The 22472-nt window shown below is 65.3% G+C and carries 23 protein-coding genes and 2 tRNA genes; 13 read left to right on the top strand and 12 right to left on the bottom strand.

What is annotated here, in order from left to right; all coding sequences use genetic code 11:
• Window positions 1-225: 225 nt before the first annotated feature.
• The 7 genes from DWG20_RS00480 to tgt form a co-directional block, all read right to left on the bottom strand.
• Window positions 226-1161 (bottom strand): DUF808 domain-containing protein, encoded by a 936-nt coding sequence (locus tag DWG20_RS00480; RefSeq protein WP_115431905.1) that lies wholly within the window; start codon window positions 1159-1161, stop codon window positions 226-228.
• Window positions 1162-1213: 52 nt separating this feature from the next.
• Window positions 1214-3100 carry a DNA mismatch repair endonuclease MutL gene (gene mutL, locus DWG20_RS00475; RefSeq protein WP_115431904.1) on the bottom strand — a complete coding sequence of 629 codons (1887 nt, stop codon included), beginning with the start codon at window positions 3098-3100 and terminating at the stop codon, window positions 1214-1216.
• Complete coding sequence (locus DWG20_RS00470; protein ID WP_147289896.1) at window positions 3097-3741, bottom strand: DedA family protein; 645 nt, start codon at window positions 3739-3741, stop codon at window positions 3097-3099. The genes mutL and DWG20_RS00470 overlap by 4 nt, the downstream gene beginning before the upstream one ends.
• 103 nt (window positions 3742-3844) lie before the next feature.
• A complete protein-coding gene (gene secF, locus DWG20_RS00465; RefSeq protein ID WP_115431902.1) occupies window positions 3845-4780 on the bottom strand; it encodes a protein translocase subunit SecF in 936 nt (311 codons plus the stop codon).
• Between the two features lie 46 nt (window positions 4781-4826).
• Entirely contained in the window at window positions 4827-6668 is a 1842-nt protein-coding gene (secD, locus tag DWG20_RS00460) for a protein translocase subunit SecD (protein WP_115431901.1), read from the bottom strand.
• A gap of 55 nt (window positions 6669-6723) precedes the next feature.
• Window positions 6724-7041 carry a preprotein translocase subunit YajC gene (gene yajC / locus DWG20_RS00455; RefSeq protein ID WP_115431900.1) on the bottom strand — a complete coding sequence of 106 codons (318 nt, stop codon included), beginning with the start codon at window positions 7039-7041 and terminating at the stop codon, window positions 6724-6726.
• A gap of 164 nt (window positions 7042-7205) precedes the next feature.
• Complete coding sequence (gene tgt / locus DWG20_RS00450; RefSeq protein WP_115431899.1) at window positions 7206-8321, bottom strand: tRNA guanosine(34) transglycosylase Tgt; 1116 nt, start codon at window positions 8319-8321, stop codon at window positions 7206-7208.
• Between the two features lie 147 nt (window positions 8322-8468).
• Here tgt and DWG20_RS00445 point away from each other — a divergent pair.
• The 10 genes from DWG20_RS00445 (at window position 8469) to DWG20_RS00400 (ending at window position 16258) form a co-directional block, all read left to right on the top strand.
• Window positions 8469-8545, top strand: a tRNA-Val gene (locus DWG20_RS00445).
• A 186-nt stretch (window positions 8546-8731) separates the two neighbouring features.
• The gene (thrS, locus tag DWG20_RS00440) at window positions 8732-10636 is read left to right on the top strand and encodes a threonine--tRNA ligase (protein WP_115431898.1); all 1905 of its coding nucleotides are present in this window, start codon (window positions 8732-8734) and stop codon (window positions 10634-10636) included.
• Window positions 10637-10671: 35 nt separating this feature from the next.
• Window positions 10672-11190 carry a translation initiation factor IF-3 gene (gene infC, locus DWG20_RS00435; protein WP_115431897.1) on the top strand — a complete coding sequence of 173 codons (519 nt, stop codon included), beginning with the start codon at window positions 10672-10674 and terminating at the stop codon, window positions 11188-11190.
• Between the two features lie 152 nt (window positions 11191-11342).
• Complete coding sequence (rpmI, locus tag DWG20_RS00430; RefSeq protein WP_115431896.1) at window positions 11343-11540, top strand: 50S ribosomal protein L35; 198 nt, start codon at window positions 11343-11345, stop codon at window positions 11538-11540.
• An 11-nt stretch (window positions 11541-11551) separates the two neighbouring features.
• The gene (gene rplT, locus DWG20_RS00425) at window positions 11552-11911 is read left to right on the top strand and encodes a 50S ribosomal protein L20 (protein WP_115431895.1); all 360 of its coding nucleotides are present in this window, start codon (window positions 11552-11554) and stop codon (window positions 11909-11911) included.
• A gap of 146 nt (window positions 11912-12057) precedes the next feature.
• Complete coding sequence (pheS, locus tag DWG20_RS00420; protein ID WP_115431894.1) at window positions 12058-13041, top strand: phenylalanine--tRNA ligase subunit alpha; 984 nt, start codon at window positions 12058-12060, stop codon at window positions 13039-13041.
• A gap of 18 nt (window positions 13042-13059) precedes the next feature.
• Complete coding sequence (gene pheT / locus DWG20_RS00415) at window positions 13060-15423, top strand: phenylalanine--tRNA ligase subunit beta (RefSeq protein WP_115431893.1); 2364 nt, start codon at window positions 13060-13062, stop codon at window positions 15421-15423.
• Between the two features lie 89 nt (window positions 15424-15512).
• Entirely contained in the window at window positions 15513-15818 is a 306-nt protein-coding gene (locus DWG20_RS00410; protein WP_115431892.1) for an integration host factor subunit alpha, read from the top strand.
• Entirely contained in the window at window positions 15796-16152 is a 357-nt protein-coding gene (locus tag DWG20_RS00405) for a MerR family transcriptional regulator (protein WP_115431891.1), read from the top strand. The genes DWG20_RS00410 and DWG20_RS00405 overlap by 23 nt, the downstream gene beginning before the upstream one ends.
• Window positions 16153-16181: 29 nt before the next feature.
• Window positions 16182-16258: transfer RNA gene (locus tag DWG20_RS00400), tRNA-Pro, on the top strand.
• A gap of 218 nt (window positions 16259-16476) precedes the next feature.
• Here DWG20_RS00400 and tauD read toward each other — a convergent pair.
• The 4 genes from tauD to tauA all read right to left on the bottom strand — a co-directional run bounded on the left by tauD (window position 16477) and on the right by tauA (window position 19715).
• On the bottom strand, window positions 16477-17310 hold the full coding sequence (gene tauD, locus DWG20_RS00395) for a taurine dioxygenase (RefSeq protein WP_115431890.1): 834 nt from the start codon (window positions 17308-17310) through the stop codon (window positions 16477-16479).
• A gap of 18 nt (window positions 17311-17328) precedes the next feature.
• Window positions 17329-17790, bottom strand: a complete 462-nt coding sequence (locus tag DWG20_RS00390; RefSeq protein ID WP_147289895.1) for an ABC transporter permease — start codon at window positions 17788-17790, stop codon at window positions 17329-17331.
• A 113-nt stretch (window positions 17791-17903) separates the two neighbouring features.
• Entirely contained in the window at window positions 17904-18701 is a 798-nt protein-coding gene (locus DWG20_RS00385; RefSeq protein WP_115431888.1) for a taurine ABC transporter ATP-binding protein, read from the bottom strand.
• A 12-nt stretch (window positions 18702-18713) separates the two neighbouring features.
• On the bottom strand, window positions 18714-19715 hold the full coding sequence (gene tauA / locus DWG20_RS00380) for a taurine ABC transporter substrate-binding protein (RefSeq protein ID WP_115431887.1): 1002 nt from the start codon (window positions 19713-19715) through the stop codon (window positions 18714-18716).
• A 272-nt stretch (window positions 19716-19987) separates the two neighbouring features.
• Between tauA and cysK the strand changes: the two genes are divergently transcribed.
• The 3 genes from cysK to DWG20_RS00365 all read left to right on the top strand — a co-directional run bounded on the left by cysK (window position 19988) and on the right by DWG20_RS00365 (window position 21873).
• Window positions 19988-20920 carry a cysteine synthase A gene (cysK, locus tag DWG20_RS00375; RefSeq protein ID WP_115431886.1) on the top strand — a complete coding sequence of 311 codons (933 nt, stop codon included), beginning with the start codon at window positions 19988-19990 and terminating at the stop codon, window positions 20918-20920.
• 105 nt (window positions 20921-21025) lie between these two features.
• A complete protein-coding gene (locus DWG20_RS00370; RefSeq protein ID WP_115431885.1) occupies window positions 21026-21472 on the top strand; it encodes a hypothetical protein in 447 nt (148 codons plus the stop codon).
• A complete protein-coding gene (locus DWG20_RS00365; RefSeq protein WP_245944740.1) occupies window positions 21469-21873 on the top strand; it encodes a YchJ family protein in 405 nt (134 codons plus the stop codon). Before DWG20_RS00370 ends, DWG20_RS00365 begins: the two co-directional genes overlap by 4 nt.
• A 73-nt stretch (window positions 21874-21946) precedes the next feature.
• Here DWG20_RS00365 and DWG20_RS00360 read toward each other — a convergent pair whose 3' ends face one another.
• A complete protein-coding gene (locus tag DWG20_RS00360) occupies window positions 21947-22438 on the bottom strand; it encodes a glutathione peroxidase (protein ID WP_115431883.1) in 492 nt (163 codons plus the stop codon).
• Window positions 22439-22472: the final 34 nt, after the last annotated feature.

Here is a 22472-nt window from a genome sequence, read left to right as displayed (position 1 = left end):
CTCCCGCAGTTAATCAGAAAGCAGGTCAACCCTAATGAACGAGTCCTTCGGCATCGAAGGCGTCAGCCGCGAACAGGCCAAGGCGATGGGGTCGTTCAAGCTGCGTATCCCGCCGGCGACGCAAGGGGGCGACGGCGAATAGGTCGCCCGGCAAGGACGCTACGCGGGCGTAAAAAACGATCGGCCCGCACCAGGCGGGCCGATCGTTTCCGGACAAGCGTCGCGTCAGCTCTTGGCCGTCTTCACGATGCGGCCTATGCCGCTCACCCCGGCCAGCACGACGGCGCCGGCGACGATGCCGGCGAGCGCGTCGAGCAGCGTCGGGACGATGGCCTCCAGCACGGCGCCGATGGCCGGCACGCCGGCGGCGCTGTGGGCGATGCCGTGGATGAGGTCGTAGGCGCCCGGGGTGCCGTGGGTGAGGATGCCGCCGCCGACCATGAACATCGCCGCGGTGCCGGCCACCGAAAGGAATTTCATCAGGTAGGGGGCAAAGAGCAGCAGGAAGCGGCCGAAAGCGCGCTGCGCTGCGTCGCCCTTCGCGCTCAGATACAGCCCGGCGTCGTCCAGCTTGACGATGCCGGCCACCAGGCCGTATACGCCGACGGTCATGATCAGCGCGATGCCGGTGAGCACGGCGACCTGCGAGCCGAAGGAGGCGGTGGCGACGGTGCCGAGCGAGATCACGATGATCTCCGCCGACAGGATGAAGTCGGTGCGGATCGCGCCCTGCACCTTTTCTTTCTCGAAGGCCACCATGTCGACGGCCGGGTCGGCCAGCGCTTCGACTAGCTGTTCGTGATGGACGTGGTCTTCCGCGGCGCTATGGAGCAGCTTGTGCGCCAGTTTTTCCACCCCTTCGAAACACAGATAGGCGCCGCCTATCATCAGCAGCGGGGTGATCAGCCACGGCAGCAGCGCGCTGATCGCCAGCGCCGCCGGTACCAGGATCGCCTTGTTCTTGAGCGAGCCCACGGCCACCGCCCAGACCACCGGCAGTTCGCGCTCGGCGCGTACGCCGGCGACCTGCTGCGCGTTCAGCGCGAGGTCGTCGCCGAGCACCCCGGAGGTTTTCTTGGCGGCGACCTTGGTCATCACCGCCACGTCGTCGAGCACGGTGGCGATGTCGTCGATAAGGGCCAATAGGCTGGATCCGGCCATGTTTCTTTTTCCTGTTTTAAGCGAGATGGATTAGGGGGGAGGAGGGTGCCGCTCAGCGGCCGCGCAGGAACAGGCCGTCGAGGTCCTTCATCGTCAGCCGCACCCAGGTCGGGCGGCCGTGGTTGCACTGGTTCGAGCGCTCGGTGGCCTCCATGTCGCGCAAGAGCGCATTCATCTCGGCCAGGGTCAGCTGCCGGTTGGCGCGCACCGCGCCGTGGCAGGCCATCGTCGCGAGCAATTCGTTGCGACGTTCCGTGAGAACCCGGCTCAGGCCGGCTTCGCGCACGTCCTTCAGCACCGCGCGCGCCAGCTCGACGGCGTCGCCGTCCTTGAGCCACACCGGCACCGCGCGGATCGCGACCTGCGTCGGCGACAGCGTCGCCAGTTCCAGGCCGAGCCGCTTCATGCCTTCGCCGTGCTCGTGCACGGTGGCGACCTCCATGCGGTCGGCGGCCATCGCCACCGGCAGCAGCAAGGGCTGCATCGGGATCGCGTCGTGTTCGAGCGCGGTCTTCAGCTGTTCGTAGACGATGCGCTCGTGCGCGGCGTGCATGTCGACCAGGATCAGCCCGTCGACGTTCTGCGCGAGGATGTAGACGCCGTGCAACTGCGCCAGCGCGAAGCCGAGCGGCGGCAGCGCCGGATTATCTGCCACAAGACTCGCGAGCTTGGCCGAGCCCTGCGGCACGAACGGCGGGGTGGGCTCGGCCAACCTGCTTGTTTCGGCGGAGGCCAGCGCGGCCTCTTCCTCGCGCACGCCGCCGAACAGCGCGGCGTAAGCGGCGGTGGCCTCGCGCGCGACCGACAGCGGCAGCGGGCTTTGCTGGTAGATCGTCCGCGACGTCGGCGTCGCCGCCGATGAAAAAGCGGGGGCGGGAGCCGCAAGGTTGGCCGAGCCCTGCGTCGATCCGGCCTCGAGTGGCGCGCCTGCCGCCGACGGCGTGCTGCCGGCAGTGGTCGCCGCCAGCGTCTTGTTCAGCGCGTGGAACACGAACTGGTGGATCGCCTGCGATTCCCTAAAGCGCACCTCGATCTTGGTCGGGTGCACGTTGACGTCGACGCCCTCGGGCGGCAGCGACAGGAACAGCGCGTAGCACGGGTGGCGCTCGTGGTGCAGCACGTCGCGGAAGGCCTGGCGGATCGCGTGCTGCGCGGTCTTGTCGCGCACGAAGCGGCCGTTGACGAAGAAGTACTGCGCGTCGCGGCTGGCCTTCGAGTAGGTCGGGCTGGCGACGAGGCCGAACAGCGCGAGCGGCCCGGCTTCGGCCGACACCTGCAGCGCGGCGGAGGCGAAGTCCTTGCCGAGAATGGCGGCTACGCGGTCGGGTGCGCTCTGCTGCGGCAGCCGTTCGACCACCTTGCCGTTGTGGCGCAGCAGGAATTCGACGCCCGGGTGCGCGAGCGCGATGCGCTCGAAGGTCGCCGCGCAGTGCGCGTACTCGGTCGACTCGGACTTCAGGAATTTGCGCCGCGCCGGCGTGTTGAAGTAGAGGTCGACCACCTCGACCGTGCTGCCCTCGGCGTGCGCGGCCGGCTCGACCGGGTGCAGCGCGCCGTCGATCGCGACGATGCGGTGCGCGTGCGCCGCACCTCTCTGGCGCGAGATCAGCGTGAGGCGCGACACCGACGCGATGCTGGCGAGGCCCTCGCCCCTGAAGCCCAGGGTCCCGACGCTCTCGAGGTCGTCAAGGTCGCGGATCTTGCTGGTCGCGTGCCTATCGAGCGCGAGCGCCAGTTCGTCCTCGGCGATGCCGCCGCCGTCGTCGGTGACGCGGATCAGCTTGATGCCGCCTTGCGTGAGGTCGACGGCGATCTTCGTCGCGCCGGCGTCGAGGCTGTTCTCGAGCACCTCCTTCAGTGCAGACGCCGGGCGTTCGACCACCTCACCGGCGGCGATCTGGTTGACCAGGTGGTCGGGCAGGCGGCGGATCGGGCTCATGCGCGCGACGCGCGCTTGTGGCGCAGGAATTCGAACACGCCGGGGAGGATCGACACGATGATGATGCCGACGATCAACAGCGACAGGTTGGACTTGACCGCCGGCAGGTTGCCGAACAGGAAGCCGAGGTAGGTGAAGCTCGCTACCCACGCCACGCCGCCGATCACGTTATACGACAGGAAAAGCCCATAGCTCATCGTGCCGACGCCGGCGACGAACGGCGCGAAGGTGCGCACGATCGGCACGAAGCGCGCGAGGATGATGGTCTTGCCGCCGTGGCGCTCGTAGAAGGCGTGCGTCTTGTCGAGATACGCGCGGCGGAAGATCTTCGAATCCGGGTTCGAGAACAGCCTCATCCCGACCCTGCGCCCGACGGTGTAGTTGACCGTGTCGCCGAGGATGGCTGCGGCGATCAGCAGCGCGACCAAGAGATGCACGTCCATCTGGCCAGTGGCGGCGAGCGTGCCCGCGACGAACAGCAGCGAGTCGCCCGGCAGGAACGGCGTGACGACGAGGCCGGTCTCGCAGAACACGATCAGGAACAGGATCAAATAAATCAGCGGGCCGTAGGCGGCGACTAGGTCGGCGAGGTGCCGGTCGATGTGCAGCACGAAGTCGATCAGAAAAGTAATGGCTTCCATGGCGGCAATTGTACAGGGGTTGAGGGCGGCGGCCCAAGGTTGGCCGAGCGCAAAAAAACGGGCCGGCGCACGGCCGGCCCGTCGGGTGAACCCGGGCGAAAAATCAGACCACCGCTTCCTGCTTGGGTTTCGGCGGCTTGACCATGTGCTCGCGCTTCACGCCGAGCGCCAGCGCGATCGGGCTGGCGACCAGCACCGACGAGTAGATGCCGAACACGATGCCGATCGTCAGCGCGATGGCGAAGCCGTGCAGCGCCGGGCCGCCGAACAGCAGCATCGCCAGCACCATGGTTTCGGTCGAACCGTGGGTGATGATGGTGCGGCTCATCGTCGCGGTGATCGCGTTGTCGATCACCTCGGCGACGGTCTTGGTGCGCATCGACGGCTTGCGGAAGTTTTCGCGGATCCGGTCGAACACCACGACCGATTCGTTCACCGAGTAGCCGAGCACCGCCAGCACGCCGGCCAGCACGGTCAGCGAGAACTCCCAGCCGAAGAACGCGAAGCAGCCGAGGATGATCACCACGTCGTGCATGTTGGCGATGATCGCCGCCACCGCCAGCCGCCACTCGAAGCGCAGCGCCAGATACAGCATGATGCCGATGCACACGACGATGACCGCGGTCAGGCCGTGCTCTACCAGTTCCGCGCCGACGCTCGGGCCGACGAACTCGACCTTGCGCAGTTCGAGCTGCGCGCCGCCCGCCTTCAGCGACGTCATCACCTGGTTCGACAGCTGCGCGCTGGTGATGCCCGGCTTGTTCGGCAGGCGGATCAGCACGTCGCGGCTGGTACCGAGGCTCTGCACGCTCGGTTCGCCGAGGCCGAGCCGCTCGACGCGGGAACGCACGTCGGGCAGGTTGGCCGACTGCGCGTATTGCACTTCCATCACCGTGCCGCCGGTGAATTCGACGCTGAGGTTCAGCCCTTTGGCGAAGAGGAAGAACACGGCCACGATGAAGGTCAGTAGCGAAATCGCCGTGGTGACCTTGCCGTAGCTCATGAACGGGATGTCCCGCTTGATTCGGAAGAGCTCCATGGATTGCCTTTGCAAGTGAGGGCCGGCGTGGCCGGCCCGTCTGATCTTATTCGGTCGGTTTCCAGATCTGGCCGATCGACAACGAACTCAGGCGGCGACGGCGGCCGTACCACAGGTTGACGAGGCCGCGCGACACCAGCACCGCCGAGAACATCGACGACAGGATGCCGAGGCAGTGCACGACGGCGAAGCCGCGCACCGGGCCGGAACCGAAGATCAACAGCGCGAGGCCGGCGATCAGCGTGGTCACGTTCGAGTCGAGAATCGTCGCCCACGCGTGCTGGTAGCCGGCGTGGATCGCGCTCTGCGGCGGCACGCCGTTGCGCAGCTCCTCGCGCACGCGCTCGTTGATCAGCACGTTGGCGTCGATCGCCATGCCGAGCGTCAGCGCGATGGCCGCGATGCCCGGCAGCGTCAGCGTCGCCTGCAGCATCGACAGCATCGCCACCAGGACAAACAGGTTCACGCCGAGCGAGATCGCCGAGATCACGCCGAACACGCGGTAGTAGATCACCATGAACACCGCGATCGCGGCGAAGCCCCACAGCGTCGAGTTGAAACCCTTCTCGATGTTTTCCTTGCCGAGGCTCGGGCCGACGGTGCGCTCTTCGATGATGGTCATCGGCGCGGCGAGCGAACCCGCGCGCAAGAGCAGCGCGACGTCCTGCGCTTCGGCCGGGTTCATGCTGCCGGAAATCTGCACGCGGCCGCCGCCGATCTCGGAACGGATCACCGGCGCGGTCACCACTTCGGCCTTGCCCTTTTCGACCAGGATCATCGCCATGCGCCGGCCGATGTTCTCGGCGGTCACCTGGCGGAAGATCGAAGCGCCGGCCGAATCGAGGTTGATATGCACCGCCGGCGAGCCGTTCTCTTCGAAGCCCGGCTGCGCGTCGTTGATGTTGTCGCCGGTCAGCTCGACGTCTTTCTTGACGAGGATCTTGGTCGGGCCGCGCGGGGTCAGCTCGTCGAGCAGGTCGTAGCCGGCCGGCACGTTGCCGGCGAGCGCCTCGGCCATCTTTGCGGTGTCGTCTTCGACCATGCGTACCTGCAAGGCCGCGGTGCGGCCGAGGATGTCCTTCGCCTTGGCGGTGTCCTGCACGCCCGGCAGCTGTACGACGATGCGGTCCGGGCCGGCCTGCTGGATGATGGGCTCGGCGACGCCCAGCTCGTTCACGCGGTTGTGCAGCGTCGAGATGTTCTGTTTCACCGCGTCGCCCTGGATGCGGGTGATTTCTTCGGGCTTGAGCGTCAGCGTCAGCGTGAACGCGCTCGCGTCCTCGCTCATCGCCAGCGAAGGCAGCGTGCGCGTGACCGCGTTCTCGGCGGCCTTCAGCGTTTCGGCGTCCCTGAGCTGGACGGTCAGGCTGTTGCCGTCGCGCTTGATCGTGCCGTAGCGGATCTTCTGCGCCTTCAGCTCGCGGCGGATGTCGCCGGTGTAGCGCTCGACGGTCTTGTCGATCGCGGCCTTCATGTCGACTTCGAGCAGGAAGTGCACGCCGCCCCTGAGGTCGAGGCCGAGGAACATCGGGTGCGCCTTTAGCCGCGTCAGCCAGTCGGGCGACGACGACAAGAGGTTCAGCGCGATGATGTAGGTGTCGCCCAGTTCGGCCTGGATCGCGTCGCGGGCCTTGATCTGGGTGTCCGGGTCGCGGAAGCGGACCTTCAGGCTGCCGCGGTCGAGGAACAGGCCGTCGGGCGTCAGATGGCGGGCAGCCAGCGCGGTTTCCACCCGGCCCATCAGCGCGGTGTCGACCGGGATCGACTGGCGCGTGCTCGAGATCTGGACCGCCGGCGACTCGCCGAAGAAGTTGGGCAGCGTGTAGATCGTCGCGGCGATCAGCGCCAGCCCGATGATCAGGTATTTCCAGAGCGGGTAGCGGTTCATGGCAGTTCTTGAATGCGACGGAGCCGTCTTCGTGTCGAAGACGGCTCCGCTCGGGTTACAGGGACTTCAGCGTGCCTTTTTCCAGCTTGCCGGAAACGGCGCTGCGCTGAACCTGGATTTCCACGCCGTTGGCGATCTCGACGGCCAGGAAGGCTTCGCCGACCTTGGTCACGCGACCGGCGACGCCGCCCTGGGTGACGACTTCGTCGCCTTTTTCCAGCACCGACAGCATCTTCTGATGCTCTTTCGCCTTTTTCTGCTGCGGGCGGATCAGAAGCAGCCAGAAGACCGCGAAGATCGCGATCATCGGCAGGAAACTCATCAGGTCGAGGCCGGCCGGGCCGGTGGCCGCGTAGGCGGGGGTAATGAACATCGTGTCGCTCCCTTGTTGAAACGTAAGTGTGTGCGTGGGGTGTCGGCAGGGGGTATAACCGAGCCGGGCATTCTAGCTACACGGCATGGCTTTTCCAACCGCATCGAGCATGCCGGCTCGGCCAAGCTTTCAAGACCTTCAAGCTTGGCCAAGGTTCCTCTATCTCAATTCACGCCACGCGCGCGGTTTTCGTGGAACTCGGCGCGGAAGTCTTCGAAGCGGTCGTCCTCGATCGCCTTGCGGATGTTGCGCATCAGTTCCTGGTAGTAGTACAGGTTGTGGATGGTGTTCAGCCGTGCGCCGAGGATCTCGCCGACGCGGTGCAGATGGTGCAGGTAGGCGCGGCTGAAGTTGCGGCACGTATAGCAGCCGCATTCCTCGTCGAGCGGACGCTTGTCCATCTTGTAGCCGGCGTTCTTGATCTTCACGTCGCCCCACTGGGTGAAGATCCAGCCGTTGCGCGCGTTGCGCGTCGGCATCACGCAGTCGAACATGTCGACGCCGTTGGCGACGCCGTGCACCAGGTCCTCCGGCGTGCCGACGCCCATCAGGTAGTGCGGCTTCTCGGCCGGCAGCATGTCCTTCAGCTCGGTCAGCATCCGGTACATCTCGGGCTTGGGTTCGCCGACCGACAGGCCGCCGATCGCGATGCCGTCGAAGCCGATCTCCATCAGGCCCTTGAGCGACTCTTCGCGCAAATCGGTATAAAGGTTGCCCTGCACGATACCGAACAGCGCGTTCGGGTTTTTCAGGTCGTCGAAGGCGCGGCGCGAACGCTCGGCCCAGCGCAGCGACATGCGCAGCGAGTCACCGGCGGTCTTGTGGTCGACCTGGCCGGGCGTGCATTCGTCGAGCTGCATCACGATGTCCGAATTGAGCACCGTCTGGATCTTCATCGAGATCTCGGGCGACAGGAACAGCTTGTCGCCGTTCACCGGGCTCTGGAAGGTGCAGCCCTCCTCGGTCAGCTTCCTCATATTGGTCAGCGAGAACACCTGGAAGCCGCCCGAGTCGGTCAGGATGGGTTTGTCCCAGCCGATGAACTCGTGCAGGCCGCCGAACTGTTCGACGATCTCGAGCCCCGGGCGCAACCACAGGTGGAAGGTGTTGCCGAGAATGATCTGGGCGCCGATCTCTTCCAGCTCCAGCGGGCTCATCGCCTTGACCGAGCCGTAGGTGCCGACCGGCTGGAATACGGGGGTTTCTACTAGCCCGTGATTGAGGACCAGCGTGCCGCGACGGGCGCCGCCTGAAGTCTTGTGAACGGTAAATTGCAGCATCGTGAAAAAATTTTCGGCGTAAAGGGTAGTAAAATCAGCGCGCTAGTATAACCGATCCCGCCGTCGACGGACTTTTTCGCAAAAAGCGCTTGCCAAGCCGAACGGGCATCGCTAACATTCGTGTCCTGTCTTCAACAAGACGACGACAGGCACGTAGCTCAGTTGGTTAGAGCACCACCTTGACATGGTGGGGGTCGTTGGTTCGAATCCAATCGTGCCTACCAAATTCTTGCGGGGAGCAACATCATGGCGTTTCGAACTACTATCACCCTAATCGGTTGATTCGAGCCACGGGTGTTCCCATGCAAACAAAAGAAGTGCGGCTCAGGCCGCACTTTTTTTTTGGTTTTTTTTCGACCTCGTCGCGCCAGGCCGCGCGAAAGCCGGCCATCCAACCCCCTGGAGTTGATATGCCCGATATTCGTCTGCCCGACGGTTCCGTCCGTTCCTTCGATGCCCCGGTCACGGTCCACGATGTGGCCGCGTCGATCGGCGCGGGTCTGGCGCGTGCCGCGCTCGCCGGTCGCGTCGACGGCCAGCTGGTCGATACCTCCTTTCTGATCGAATCCGACGCCGATCTCGCCATCGTCACCGACAAGGACGCCGATGGCCTGTCCATCATCCGTCACTCGACCGCCCACTTGCTCGCGTATGCGGTCAAAGAGCTGTTCCCGGAAGCGCAGGTGACAATCGGGCCGGAAATCGAGAACGGCTTCTACTACGACTTCGCGTACAAGCGCCCGTTTACGCCGGAAGACCTCGTCGCCATCGAGAAGAAGATGACCGAGCTGGCCAAGAAAGACATCCCGGTCGAGCGCTACGAGTTGTCGCGCGACGAAGCAGTCGCCTACTTCAAGTCGATCGGCGAGGCGTACAAGGCTGAGATCATCGAATCGATCCCGCAGGGCGAAGTGCTGAGCCTGTACCGCGAAGGCGGGTTCACCGACCTGTGCCGCGGCCCGCACGTACCGTCGACCGGCAAGCTGAAGGTGTTCAAGCTGATGAAGGTCGCCGGCGCCTACTGGCGCGGCGACAGCAAGAACGAGATGCTGCAGCGCGTGTACGGCACCGCGTGGGCGAAGAAGGAAGATCTCGAGCAGTATCTGTTCATGCTCGAAGAGGCGGAAAAGCGCGACCACCGCAAGCTCGGCAAGCAACTCGACCTGTTCCACCTGCAGGACGAGGCGCCGGGCATGGTGTTCTGGCACCCGAAGGGCTGGAGCCTGTGGCAGAGCATCGAGCAGTACATGCGTGCGACGCTGACCGCAGCCGGCTATCAGGAAATCAAGACGCCGATGGTGATGGACCGCGTGCTGTGGGAGAAGTCCGGCCACTGGGACAACTACCGCGACAATATGTTCACCACCGAGTCGGAGAAGCGCGACTACGCGGTCAAGCCGATGAACTGCCCGGGCCACGTCCAGGTGTTCAACCAGGGGCTGCGCTCGTATCGCGACCTGCCCTTGAGGTTGGCCGAGTTCGGTGCCTGTCACCGCAACGAGCCGTCCGGCGCGCTGCACGGCCTGATGCGCGTGCGCGGCTTCGTCCAGGACGACGCGCACATCTTCTGTACCGAAGAGCAGATCATCGCCGAGGCGCAGGCGTTCAACGAACTGACGATGCAGGTCTACAAGGTATTCGGCTTCGACAACGTGGCAATCAAGCTGTCGCTGCGCCCCGAGAAGCGTGCCGGTTCCGATGAGGTGTGGGACAGGGCCGAAGACGGCTTGCGTCAGGCGCTCGCCGCCTGCGGCGTCGAATGGGAGGAATTGCCGGGCGAGGGCGCCTTCTACGGTCCGAAGGTCGAATATCACATCAAGGACGCGCTCGGCCGCTCGTGGCAGTGCGGCACGCTGCAGCTCGACTTCGTGCTGCCAGAGCGCCTCGACGCCGAGTACGTCGCCGAGGACAACACCCGCAAACGCCCGGTGATGCTGCATCGCGCGATCCTCGGTTCGCTCGAGCGCTTCATCGGTATCCTGATCGAAAACCACGCCGGCGCCTTCCCGCTGTGGCTCGCTCCGGTGCAGGCGGTGGTGATGAGCATCACCGACGACCAGGCCGATTATGCGGCCGATGTGGCAGAAGCGCTGAAAAAACAAGGCTTCCGCGTCGAGCTCGACTTGAGGAACGAGAAGATCGGCTATAAAATCCGCGAACACAGCCTGCAGAAGTTGCCGTACCAGATCATCGTCGGCGACAAGGAGAAAGCGGGTGCACTTGTGGCCGTACGCGCGCGTCATGGCGAAGATCTGGGTCAGGTCCCGCTTGACGCGCTGCTCGACCGACTCAATAGCGAGCGGTCGAAGCACTGATCGTCGGCCCATCAATCTGAACAGGAGTACAAGCTATAGCTCAGGAACGCGAAGCGCGGATCAACGGTGAAATCACCGCGCGCGAAATCCGTCTGGTAGGCGTCGAAGGCGAGCAGCTCGGCATCGTCAGCCTGCGTGAAGCCATGGCCTTGGCCGAAGAGAAAGACATCGACCTGGTCGAAATCTCTCCGACGGCCCAGCCACCGGTCTGCAAGCTGATGGACTACGGCAAGTTCAAGTACGAACAGTCGAAGAAACGTCACGAAGCGAAGCAGAAACAGAAGCAGATCCAGATCAAGGAAGTCAAATTCCGTCCGGGTACCGACGACGGCGACTATGGTGTCAAGTTGCGCAACCTGATCCGCTTCCTCACCGACGGCGACAAGGCCAAGGTGACGCTGCGTTTCCGCGGTCGCGAGATGGCGCACCAGGACATCGGCCTGAAGCTCTTGAAGCGCGTGGAAGCCGATCTGGCCGAAGTGGGCGTGGTGGAGCAGTTCCCCAGGCTCGAAGGTCGCCAGATGGTGATGATGATTGCCCCGAAGAAAAAATAATCGGGTATAATCATGGACTTCAACACGGCAGGGCGACCTGCCGTGTCGATTTTGTGGCGGTCAAACGCTGCATAAAAAGCGGGGCGTAGCGGTTTTAAGCGGTGCAAACCCACCCTACGCCGAATCTAAGAAATTTCAGCAGGAGCCTATCCATGCCGAAGATGAAGACCAAATCGAGCGCGAAAAAACGCTTGAAAGTGTTGGGTAATGGTGGTGTGAAACGTGGTCACGCTTTCAAGCGTCACATTCTCACCAAGAAAACCACCAAGAACAAACGCCAGCTGCGCGGCACCTCGATGGTGGACGCAAGCAACATGGCTTCTGTTCGCGCAATGCTGCCCTACGCTTAAGGAGTTAAGACATGCCTCGTGTAAAACGCGGTGTAACCGCTCGCGCCCGTCATAAGAAGGTCCTCGCCCTGGCGAAAGGCTATCGCGGCCGTCGCAAGAACGTCTATCGCATCGCCAAACAGGCGGTGATGAAAGCCGGTCAGTACGCATACCGTGACCGTCGTCAGCGCAAGCGTCAGTTCCGCCAGCTGTGGATCGCGCGTATCAACGCCGCGGCCCGCGAAAACGGCCTGCCGTACAGCAAATTCATGAACGGCCTGAAGAAAGCCGACATCCAGATCGACCGCAAAGTGCTGGCCGACCTGGCGGTGTTCGACAAGCCGGCTTTTGCCCAGATCGTGGAAAAAGCGAAGGCCCAACTGGCTGCCTAATCGCAAGACGATCCAGAGGGAGGCGTCTGCGCCTCCCTTTTTTTATGCTTTCGGCCACAAGCTTGGCCGAGCTTGAAGAGCACTGACCCGACGGCGTTGACGCGCAATGTCGTCCGGTCAGTCCTCTAACGTACACGGTTGCCGACATGAATAATGTGGACGCGATTCTGGAAGCCGGCCGTGCCGCCCTCGAGGCGGCGGCCGATCTCACCGAACTCGAGCAGGTCAAGGCACGCTATCTCGGCAAGAGCGGCGAGCTGACCGAGCTCCTCAAGCAGTTGGGCAAGCTGGCGCCGGAAGAGCGCAAGGCCGCCGGCGCGACGATCAACGTCGCCAAGCAGGCTTTCGAGGCCGAGCACAACGCGCGCCGCGACGCGCTGAACGCCGAGAAGCTCGCGCAGCAGCTGGCCGCCGAGTCGCTCGACGTCAGTCTGCCCGGTCGCGGCAGCCAGCCGGGCGGTCTGCATCCGGTGACGCTGACGCTCGAGCGCATCACCGAGCTGTTCCGCACGCTCGGCTTCGAAGTGGCCGACGGTCCGGAGATCGAGACCGACTTCCACAACTTCCAGGCGCTGAACATCCCGGAAAACCATCCGGCGCGCGCGATGGCCGACACCTTCTACGTCGAGGGCGGCGATGTGCTGCGCACGCACACCTCGCCGGTCCAGGTCCGCCATATGCTGGGCAACCAGCCGCCGATCAAGATCATCGCGTCGGGCCGCGTCTACCGCGTCGACTCCGACGCGACGCACTCGCCGATGTTCCACCAGATGGAAGGCCTGTGGGTCGACGAGGGCGTCAGCTTCGCCGACCTGAAGGCGACCGTCACCGACTTCCTGCGCCGCTTTTTCGAACGCGACGACCTGCAGGTGCGCTTCCGCCCGTCGTTCTTCCCGTTCACCGAACCGTCGGCCGAGATCGACGTGCTCGGCGAGCGCGGCTGGCTCGAGGTCGGCGGCTGCGGCATGGTCCACCCGAACGTGCTGCGCAATGTCGGCATCGACCCGGAAAAATACACCGGCTTCGCCTTCGGGATCGGGCTCGATCGTTTCGCGATGCTGCGTTATGGCGTCAACGATCTGCGCCTGTTCTTCGATAACGATCTTACTTTCCTCAAGCAATTCAACTGATCGCGGGCGGAGCGGAACATGAAATTCTCTGAAAACTGGTTGCGTCGCTGGACCTCGCCGGCGATCGATTCGGACGCGCTGTCGCATCTGTTGACGATGGCCGGCCTCGAAGTCGAAGAAACCGAAGCGGCCGCGTCGGCGTTTAGCGGCGTCGTGATCGCCGAGGTCAAGGAGGTCGCCAAGCACGAGAACGCCGACCGCCTGCGCGTCACCCGTGTCGACGTCGGAACCGGCGAACTGGTGCAGATCGTGTGCGGCGCGCCGAACGTCGCCGTCGGCCTGAAAGTGCCGTGCGCGCTGCCGGGCGCGGTGCTGCCGGGCGACTTCAAGATCAAGCCGACCAAGATGCGCGGCGTCGAATCGGGCGGCATGCTGTGTTCCGGCAAGGAACTGGGCGTGCCCGACGACGCCGACGGTCTGCTGGTGCTGCCGGCCGATGCCCCGGTCGGTGCGGACATCCGCGACTACCTCGAACTCGACGATACGCTGTTCACGCTGAAGATCACGCCGAACCGCGCCGACTGCCTGTCGATCAAGGGCATTGCGCGCGAAGTGGCCGCGCTGACCGGCGCGCCGCTTTCCGCCGAGGCGATCGAGCCGGTCGCGCCGACCCTCGACGACACGCTGCCGGTGAAGATCGCCGCACCTGCCGCCTGCGGCCGCTACCTCGGCCGCGTGATCCGCGGCGTGAATCCGAGCGCGAAGACGCCCGACTGGATGCGCCAGCGCCTCGAACGCTCGGGCCTGCGCTCGATCTCGGCGCTGGTCGACGTGACCAACTACATCCTGCTCGAGCTCGGCCAACCGATGCACGCGTTCGACCTGGCGAAGATCGCCGGCGGCATCACCGTGCGCATGACCGGGCCCGACGAGAAGCTCGTCTGCCTGAACGAGAAGGAAGTCGAGCTCGCCGCCGACACGCTCGTGATCGCCGACGACAGCCAGGCGATCGGCATCGCCGGCATCATGGGCGGCCTGAACTCCAGCGTCACCGATGAGACGCGCGACATCTTCCTCGAGTCGGCTTTCTTCGCGCCCGGCGCGATCGCCGGCCGCGCACGCGCGCTCGGCTTCGGTTCGGATTCGTCCTACCGCTTCGAGCGCGGCGTCGACTTCGTGCTCGCCCGCGACGCGATCGAGCGTGCGACGCGCCTGGTGCTCGACATCGCCGGCGGTGAGGCGGGCCCTGTGACCGAGACGCTCGGCCAACTGCCCGAGCGTGCGACCGTGAAGGTACGCACCTCGCGCGTGAACAAGGTGCTCGGCCTCGAACTCAAGAACGAAGAGATCGCCGCGATCTTCGCGCGCCTCGGCTTCGAAGCCTCGGCCAACGTCGACGGCTTCGACGTCGCCGCGCCGAGCTTCCGCTTCGACGTCGAGATCGAAGAGGACCTGATCGAGGAAATCGCGCGCGTGTTCGGCTACGACGCGATCCCGGCCGACGCGCCGCGCTCGCGCGTCGCAATGCTGCCGCTGCCGGAAGCGCGCCAGCCGCGCGAACTGATCCGCCGCAAGCTCGCCGCGCGCGACTTCCAGGAAGTCATCACCTACGCCTTCGTCGAAGAGAAGTGGGAGGCGGACTTTGCCGGCAACGCGAACCCGGTCAAGCTGATCAACCCGATCGCCAGCCAGATGAGCGTGATGCGCTCGAGCCTGATCGGTGGCCTCGTCGACGTGCTCGTCGGCAACCTGAACCGCAAGCAGCCGCGCGTGCGCGTGTTCGAGTTGGCGCGCGTGTTCCTGAAACAAAACGACGGTAGCGTCGAGCAGCCCGAGCGCATCGCCGGCCTCGCCTGGGGTCCGCGCCAGCCCGAACAGTGGGCGGGCAAGGCCGAACGCGTCGACTTCTTCGACGCCAAGGGCGACGTCGAGGCGCTGCTCTATCCGCGCGTCGCGTCCTACGCGCGCGCCGAACACCCGGCCTTCCACCCGGGCCGTTGCGCGCGAGTGCTGCTCGACGGCAAGGTCGTCGGCTTCGTCGGCGAACTGCACCCGCGCTGGGTGCAGGCCTACGACCTGCCGAACGCGCCGGTGCTGTTCGAACTCGACCTCGACGTGGTGCTCGAAACCGAGCGTCTGCGCGCGCGTCCGGTGTCGAAGTTCCAGGCGGCACGCCGCGACCTGGCGCTCGTCGTCGACGAGGCGGTGACCGTCGCGGCGATGCAGGCGTCGTTCCAGCGCGTCGCGGCGGCCATCGTCGTCGACATCGCTCTGTTCGACGTGTACCGCGGAAAAGGCGTGCCCGAAGGCAAGAAGAGCCTCGCCTTCGGCGTGAAGCTGCAGGATGCGGCCAAGACCCTCACCGACGAGGAAGTCGACGCCGCGATCGCCGCCTTGCTCGAGGCGGTCGAAGCCGACCACGGCGCGACGCTTCGCCTGTAAACTATTGATTTGTTGGGCGGCGGGGGCCGGCCGTTGCAGCCGGGCCCGTCGTTGCGTTCCATAGCTAGTTGCTGTATTAAGGGGTAGTCATGACTTTGACCAAAGCCGAGTTGGCCGACCTATTGTTCGACCTGGTGGGTTTAAACAAACGCGAAGCCAAGGACATGGTCGAGACGTTCTTCGAAGAGATTCGTACCGCGCTCGAGTCGGGTGACAGCGTGAAGCTGTCGGGCTTCGGCAACTTCCAGCTGCGCGACAAGCCGCAGCGGCCGGGCCGCAATCCGAAGACCGGCGAAGAGATTCCGATCACCGCACGGCGCGTGGTGACCTTCCACGCCAGCCAGAAACTCAAGGGAATGGTTGAGCAACACCATGGCGACGACAAACAAGCTTGAGCTGCCTGCTATCCCGCCCAAACGCTACTTCACCATCGGTGAGGTCGCCGAGCTGGCTGGAGTGAAGCCGCACGTGTTGCGCTACTGGGAGCAGGAATTCTCCCAACTCAAACAGGTGAAGCGCCGCGGCAACCGCCGTTACTACCAGCACCACGAGGTGCTGCTGGTGCGGCGCATCCGCGGCCTGCTGTATGACGACGGCTTCACCATCAGCGGCGCGCGCCAGCGAATGACGGTCGAAGACGGCCAGCCGGTTCCGGCGACCGCCGAAGAGGTGCGTCGCGAGCTCGAATCGATTCTCGACTGGCTGAACGCCGGGATTGGCAAAGCCTGAATCGCACGGTATAATTTTGTTCTTCGAGTCGGAGTGTGGCGCAGCCTGGTAGCGCACCTGCATGGGGTGCAGGGGGTCGAAGGTTCGAATCCTTTCACTCCGACCAACCATTTTAAGAAAAAGCCGCTTTTAGCGGCTTTTTTCATTTCTCAGCAATTTCCCGATTCCTTTGGACTATTCGGCTCGATTCCCATTTTTATTCTTCAGCCATGCCCTGCGGGGATCGCACGTGCGCCGCTTGCCTGTGCCTCAGCGCTGAAGCCGTTCAGGAGCTTGGCCGAGCGCCATTTCGGACGCTCGGCCAACCTTTTTATTGGACTACGCTCAGAACGGCCTGTCGCCGAGGATGGTCGCGCGGTGCATGATGCGGCGCGCCGGCAGGTAGTCGGCGACCGCGTAATGCTGCGTCGTACGGTTGTCCCAGAATGCCAGGTCGTGCTGTTTCCAGCGCCAGCGCAGCGTGAACTCGGGTCGCGCGGCGTGGGCGAACAGGAAGGCGAGCAGCGCGTCGCTTTCCCTCTGCGACAGCTCGCGGATGCGGCTGGTGAAGCCTTCGTTGACGAACAAGCCCTTGCGGCCGGTGACCGGGTGGGTGCGCACCACCGGGTGGACGACGGCAGGGAGGTCGTCGCGCGCGCGGCGCCAGCGTTCGTAGTGCGGCGTGCCCTTGAAGCGGTGCTCGGGAAACGACCGGGTGAACTCGTGTTCGGCGGTCAGCCCGGCTAGCAGCGCCTTGAGCAGTTCGGACAGCGCGTCGTAGGCCGCGGTGCTGCTGCTCCACAGCGTGTCGCCGCCGACGGGCGGCAGCTCGCGCGCCGACAGCACCGCGCCGAGCGGCAGCGTCTCGATGAAGGTGACGTCGGTGTGCCAGTTGTCGTTGTCGGGCAGGTTGTCGGCGTGCGTGTCGAGCACCATGATCTCGGGCTGATCGGGTACGTTCGGGTAGACCGGGTGCACGTGCAGGTCGCCGAAGCGCGTGGCGAAGTCGCGCTGCTGGCGCGGCGTCAGCGGCTGGTTCTCGAAGAGCAGCAGCTGGTGCTTCAACAGCGCGTCGTGGATCGTGCGCCGGTCTGCGTCGCCCAGGGCTTGGCCGAGGTTGACGCCGGTCAGGAGGGCGCCGAGCGTCGGGCTCAGCGCCTGGATACGGATATTGCTCATGCGGATTCCTATTGATTTCTAGCGGCTCCAGCCGGCGAAGCGGCGCTCGATCGCGCGCAAGGCCAGTTCGAGCACGAGCGCGATCAGCGCGATCGCCAGGATGCCGGCGATGACGACGTCGGTAATGAGCAAGACTTTCGACGCCTCGCCGATGCCGAACCAGATCACGGTCAGCGGCAGGTAGGCGAGCGGCGGCACCGGCCGGTAGAACTCGATCAGCGGGTCGAGCGCGGCGCGCGCGGTGCGGTTCAGTCCGATCGGCACGCCGAGCGGCAGCGCGGTCAGCAAGGCGGTGACTAGTGCAGCGGCGACGCGCGCGAGGCTGGCGCCGGCGTGCTGCCAGATCGTCGCGTCCATGAAGCTGGAAGTGGAGAGCTCGGCCAACCTGGCGAGCACGCGGTCGGGCGGCGGCAGGAACAGCGCCGGCACCAGGCCGCCGGCGGTCAGCCCCCACCACCCACCACAGCGCGACCAGTGCACCGGTACTGATCAGGACCGGCAGACGCTGCCTGGCGGCGCGCAGGCGGCGCGGGGAGGGCGCGTCGATCGGTTCGAGCGGCAGGCCGAGCTCGCGCGTCTCGGTCAGTTCGGGTTCATACGGCGGCGGCATGCTTGTCCTCCTCGTGGCGGAACAGCTGCGCGAGCACCGCTTCTCGCATCGCGACGAAATCCGGGTCGGCCTTGATCGAACGCACCGGCTCGCCGGCGGCGTAGCGCTGCGCGAACGGCAGACGCTGGCGGCTCTCGACGCGACCGGGGCGCGGCGACAGCACGATCAGTTCGGTGGCGAGGAACAGCGCCTCCTCGATGCTGTGCGTGATCAGGAAGATGCCCTTGCCGGTCTTCTGCCGGATGTCGAGCACCAGGCTCTGCATCTTCTCGCGCGTCAGCGCGTCCAGCGCGCCGAGCGGTTCGTCGAGCAGCAGGAAGGCCGGGTCGGCCGCCAGCGCGCGGGCGAGGCCGACGCGCTGGCGCATGCCGCCCGACATCGCTTGAATCCGGTGCTTCTCGAAGCCGGACAGGCCGACCCAAGACAGCACCTCGCGCGCGCGATCGTGGCGTTCGGCCTCGGGCACGCCGCGAAAGCGCAGGCCGAGCGCGACGTTGTCGATGGCGTCGAGCCACGGCATCAGCGCGTCGTCCTGAAACACCACGCCGCGGTCGGCGCCGGGGCCTGCGACCGGCACGCCGTCCTTTAGCACGCGGCCGCGGCAGGGGGCCAGGAAGCCGGCCAAGAGGCCGAGCAAGGTCGACTTGCCGCAGCCGGACGCGCCGAGCGCGACGACGACCTCGCCCGACGCGATGTCGAGCGACACCGCGTCGAGCGCCTGCACGCGGCCGGCCGGACCTTCATAGAACACGCTGACCGCGTCGGCGCTGAGCTTGCTCATCGTCACCTCCGATCAGCGCGCGGTTTTCAGGTATTTCGCTTCGACGTAGGGCTGGTAGCTGGGCAGCACCGCGTCGACCTTCTTCTGCTCCTTGAGGAAGCCGGCGGTCTGTTGCAGCGCCTTGCTCACGCCTCCGCCCAACAGGTCGGCCGAGGCCTGCTCCTGCGCGCTCGGGTAGTGGTTGCCGGCCAAGAGGGCAGGGATGTCGGCCGGCGCCGCGCCGGTCAGCTTCGCGATCTTGGCGACCTCGGCCGAATTGGCGGCCCAAGTGTTGCCGTTTGTCAAATAATCGGCGTACGCGTCGGTCGTGACCTTGGCGAACTTGGCGACGACGTCCGGATGCTTGGCGGCGAAGTCCTTGCGCACGATCCACGCGTCGAAGGTCGGCGCGCCCCAGCGGCCGACGTCGGCCGAGGTCGCCAGCACCTTGCCGCTCGCCTTTGCCTTGCCGAGCGCCGGGTCCCAGACGTAGGTCGCGTCGATGTCGCCGCGCTGCCACGCTGCGGTGATCTCGCTCGGGCGCAGGTTGACGATGTTCACCCTGGAAGGGGCTATCTTCCAGTGCTTGAGAGCGGCCAACAGGCTGTAGTGGCCGGTCGACACGAAGGGCACGGCGACCTTCTTGCCGACCAGGTCGGCCGGCTTCCGGATGCCGCTGCCGTTGCGCACGACCAGCGCCTCCGCGTTGCCGATCTCGGATGCGATCAGGAAGGTCTCGACCGGTAGCTGACGCGTCACGGCGGCGGCCAAGGGGCTCGAACCGACGTAGCCGATCTGGATGTCGCCCGACGCGACCGCGGCGATCACCTCGGCGCCGCTCTCGAACTTTTTCCACGCGAGCGGCTTGCCGATCGCCTTCTCGTACCGGCCGTCGGCCTGCGCGACCTTGGCCGGGTCGACGACGGTCTGGTAGGCGATGCCGATAGGCGCGTCGGCGGCGAAGGCCGGCAGCGCGAGGCCGGACAGCGCGGCGAGGATGGCGAGGCGGAGGAAATGGCGGCGGTGCGTGGTCATGTCTGAGCTCCTGAGCGAGGGGGATGTCTCGGACTATAAGACCGGCTTTTAAGATTAAAAAGTAATGAAAAATTAGAAGTTAATAACCATTTTTATATTTCAGCATGGATCATGGCTTGACCCGTGGCGTCAGAATGACGATTCGAAACGGATAAACGTTGGCTGAATCCCATGAAAACGGGGCGTCAATCCCGCGTCGAGGTGGAGCCGCGGTGCGGCAGCGGTTACGATAGCCGGCTTAATACCGGTTTTACCTGGCACAAGGAGAACACATGCGCATCGCGAACAACGTGACCGATCTGATCGGCAACACGCCGCTGGTCAAACTCAACCGTGTCACCGAGGGCTGTGTCGCCACGGTCGTCGCCAAGCTCGAGTTCTACAATCCGGCGCACAGCGTGAAGGACCGCATCGCGGTCGCGATGATCGACGCGGCCGAAAAGGCCGGCAAGATCGGCCCCGACACCATCATCGTCGAGCCGACCTCGGGCAACACCGGCATCGGCCTGGCGATGGTGTGCGCCGCGCGTGGCTACAAGTTGACGATCACCATGCCGGAGACGATGAGCCGCGAGCGCCGCATGCTGCTCAAGGCCTATGGCGCCGAGCTGATCCTGACCCCGGGGCCCGAAGGCATGGGCGGCGCGATCGCCAAGGCGAGGGCGCTGGTCGAAGCCGAGCCCGACGTCTACTTCATGCCGCAGCAGTTCGAGAACCCGGCCAACCCGGAAATTCACCGCAACACGACCGCCGAGGAAGTGTGGAAAGACACCGACGGCGCGGTCGACATCTTCGTCGCCGGCGTCGGCACCGGCGGCACGATCACCGGTGTCGGCGAGGTGCTGAAGTCGAGGAAGCCCGGCGTCAAGATCGTCGCGGTCGAACCAGAGGCGTCGCCGGTGCTGTCCGGCGGCGCCAAGGGCCCGCACCCGATCCAGGGCATCGGCGCCGGTTTCGTGCCGGCTATCCTGAACACCGCCGTCTACGACGAGATCGTCCGCGTGAAGAACGACGACGCCTTCGTCACCGCGCGCGCGATGGCGGCCAAGGAGGGCCTGCTCGTCGGCATCTCGTCGGGCGCCGCGGTGTGGTCGGCGGTCCAGCTCGCCAAGCAGCCCGAGAACGCCGGAAAGTTGATCGTCGTCGTGATCCCGTCGTTCGGCGAACGCTACCTGTCGACCGCGCTGTTCGAGGATCTGGCCTGAGTTCTTGGCCCGAGCGGCCCGGTTTGCCCTGGCGAGGCCCTTGCCGTTCACACTCTTTAAGCATTCTTGGTTGACCTGCCCGGCCTGGCCGGGCATTTTACATTCATGAAGAAAGTCATCCTCAGCGCGGCGCTCGTCGCCGCCATGCTCAGCGGCTGCTCGGTGATGCAGGTGCCGGGGTTCGGCCAGCCGGCCGGCTCCTCGCAAATGTCCGATTCCGACGCCATCCTCAACGAAGCCAACCGCCTCGCGCTCAAGGTCCGGAACGGCGAGATCAACAAGGTGGAGGCTGCCGACGAGCTCGATGCGTTCCGCATCAAGCGCGTCGGGCGCAACCCGGTCGACGACGACACCTTCGCCACCTACCGCGCGGGTACCGTCGCGCGCGAGTCGGGCAAGCTCGGCGCGCAGGCGGCGCAGGCGCGCATGCGTACCAAGCTCGTCGAATGGCAGCGCGGCTGGCAAAGCCTGTCGAACCGGCCGCGCAACCCGGCGTTCACCAACTACCTGATGAGGGTGTTCGGCCTGCCGCCGCTGGTGGCCCGTCCGTGAAGAAGCTTGTAGCAACGTCCTGCCCGTGCGGAAGCGGTCGTGCCTACGCGACCTGTTGCGGCGTTTACCATCAGGGCGCGGCGGCGCCGACCGCCGAGGCGCTGATGCGCTCGCGCTATAGCGCCTACGCGCTCGGGCTGGAAGCGTATCTCTTGGCGAGCTGGCACCCGGACACGCGTCCCGAACGCTTCGATCTGGCCGAAGACGCCGGTCGGCTCAAGTGGATCGGTCTCGAGATCAAGGCCACCGGACAGGGACGGGAGGCCGACGGGGTTGGTACCGTCGAATTCGTCGCGCGCTACAAGGTCGGCGGCCGCGCAGAGCGGATGAGCGAAACCAGCCGCTTCGAGCGCGTCGCCGGGCGCTGGGTCTACCGCGACGGCGACGTCAACGACGAGTGAGGTGACTCGGCGATCGAATAAAAAAGCTCGGCCAACCTTCTAAGGTTGGCCGAGCTTTTTTATCGCGCGATGGCTAGCCGAGCAGCTTCTCGATGCGCGCGGCGAGCTGTTCCGGCTTGGTCTGCGGCGCGAAGCGGCGCACGACGCGGCCGTTCTGGTCGATCAGGAACTTGGTGAAGTTCCACTTGATGCGGCGCGTGCCCAGGAAACCCGGCTTCGCAGCGGTCAGCCACTGCCACAGCGGGTGCGCGTGCGGGCCGTTGACGTCGATCTTTTCGCTCATCGGGAAGGTCACGCCGAAGTTCTTCTGGCAGAACACGGTGATCGCCGCCGCGTCACCCGGTTCCTGCTCGCCGAACTGGTTGCACGGACAGCCGAGCACCACCAAGCCGCGGCCGCGGTAGCGCTGGTAAAGCGCCTCGAGGCCTTCGTACTGCGGCGTGAAGCCGCAGCGGCTGGCGGTATTGACGACCAGCACGACGCGGCCGGCGAAGGCATCCGGGTCGAGCGGCAGGCCGTTCAACGCCGGCAGGGTTGTCAGGAAGTCTTCGAGTCGGGCACTCATGCGGGTCTCCAGGGGAATCTTCCCGTCAGTTTAG

It is taken from the genome of Crenobacter cavernae (assembly GCF_003355495.1).
Classification (GTDB): Bacteria; Pseudomonadota; Gammaproteobacteria; order Burkholderiales; family Chromobacteriaceae; genus Crenobacter; species Crenobacter cavernae.
This window is presented reverse-complemented; position numbering and strand designations above follow the sequence as displayed.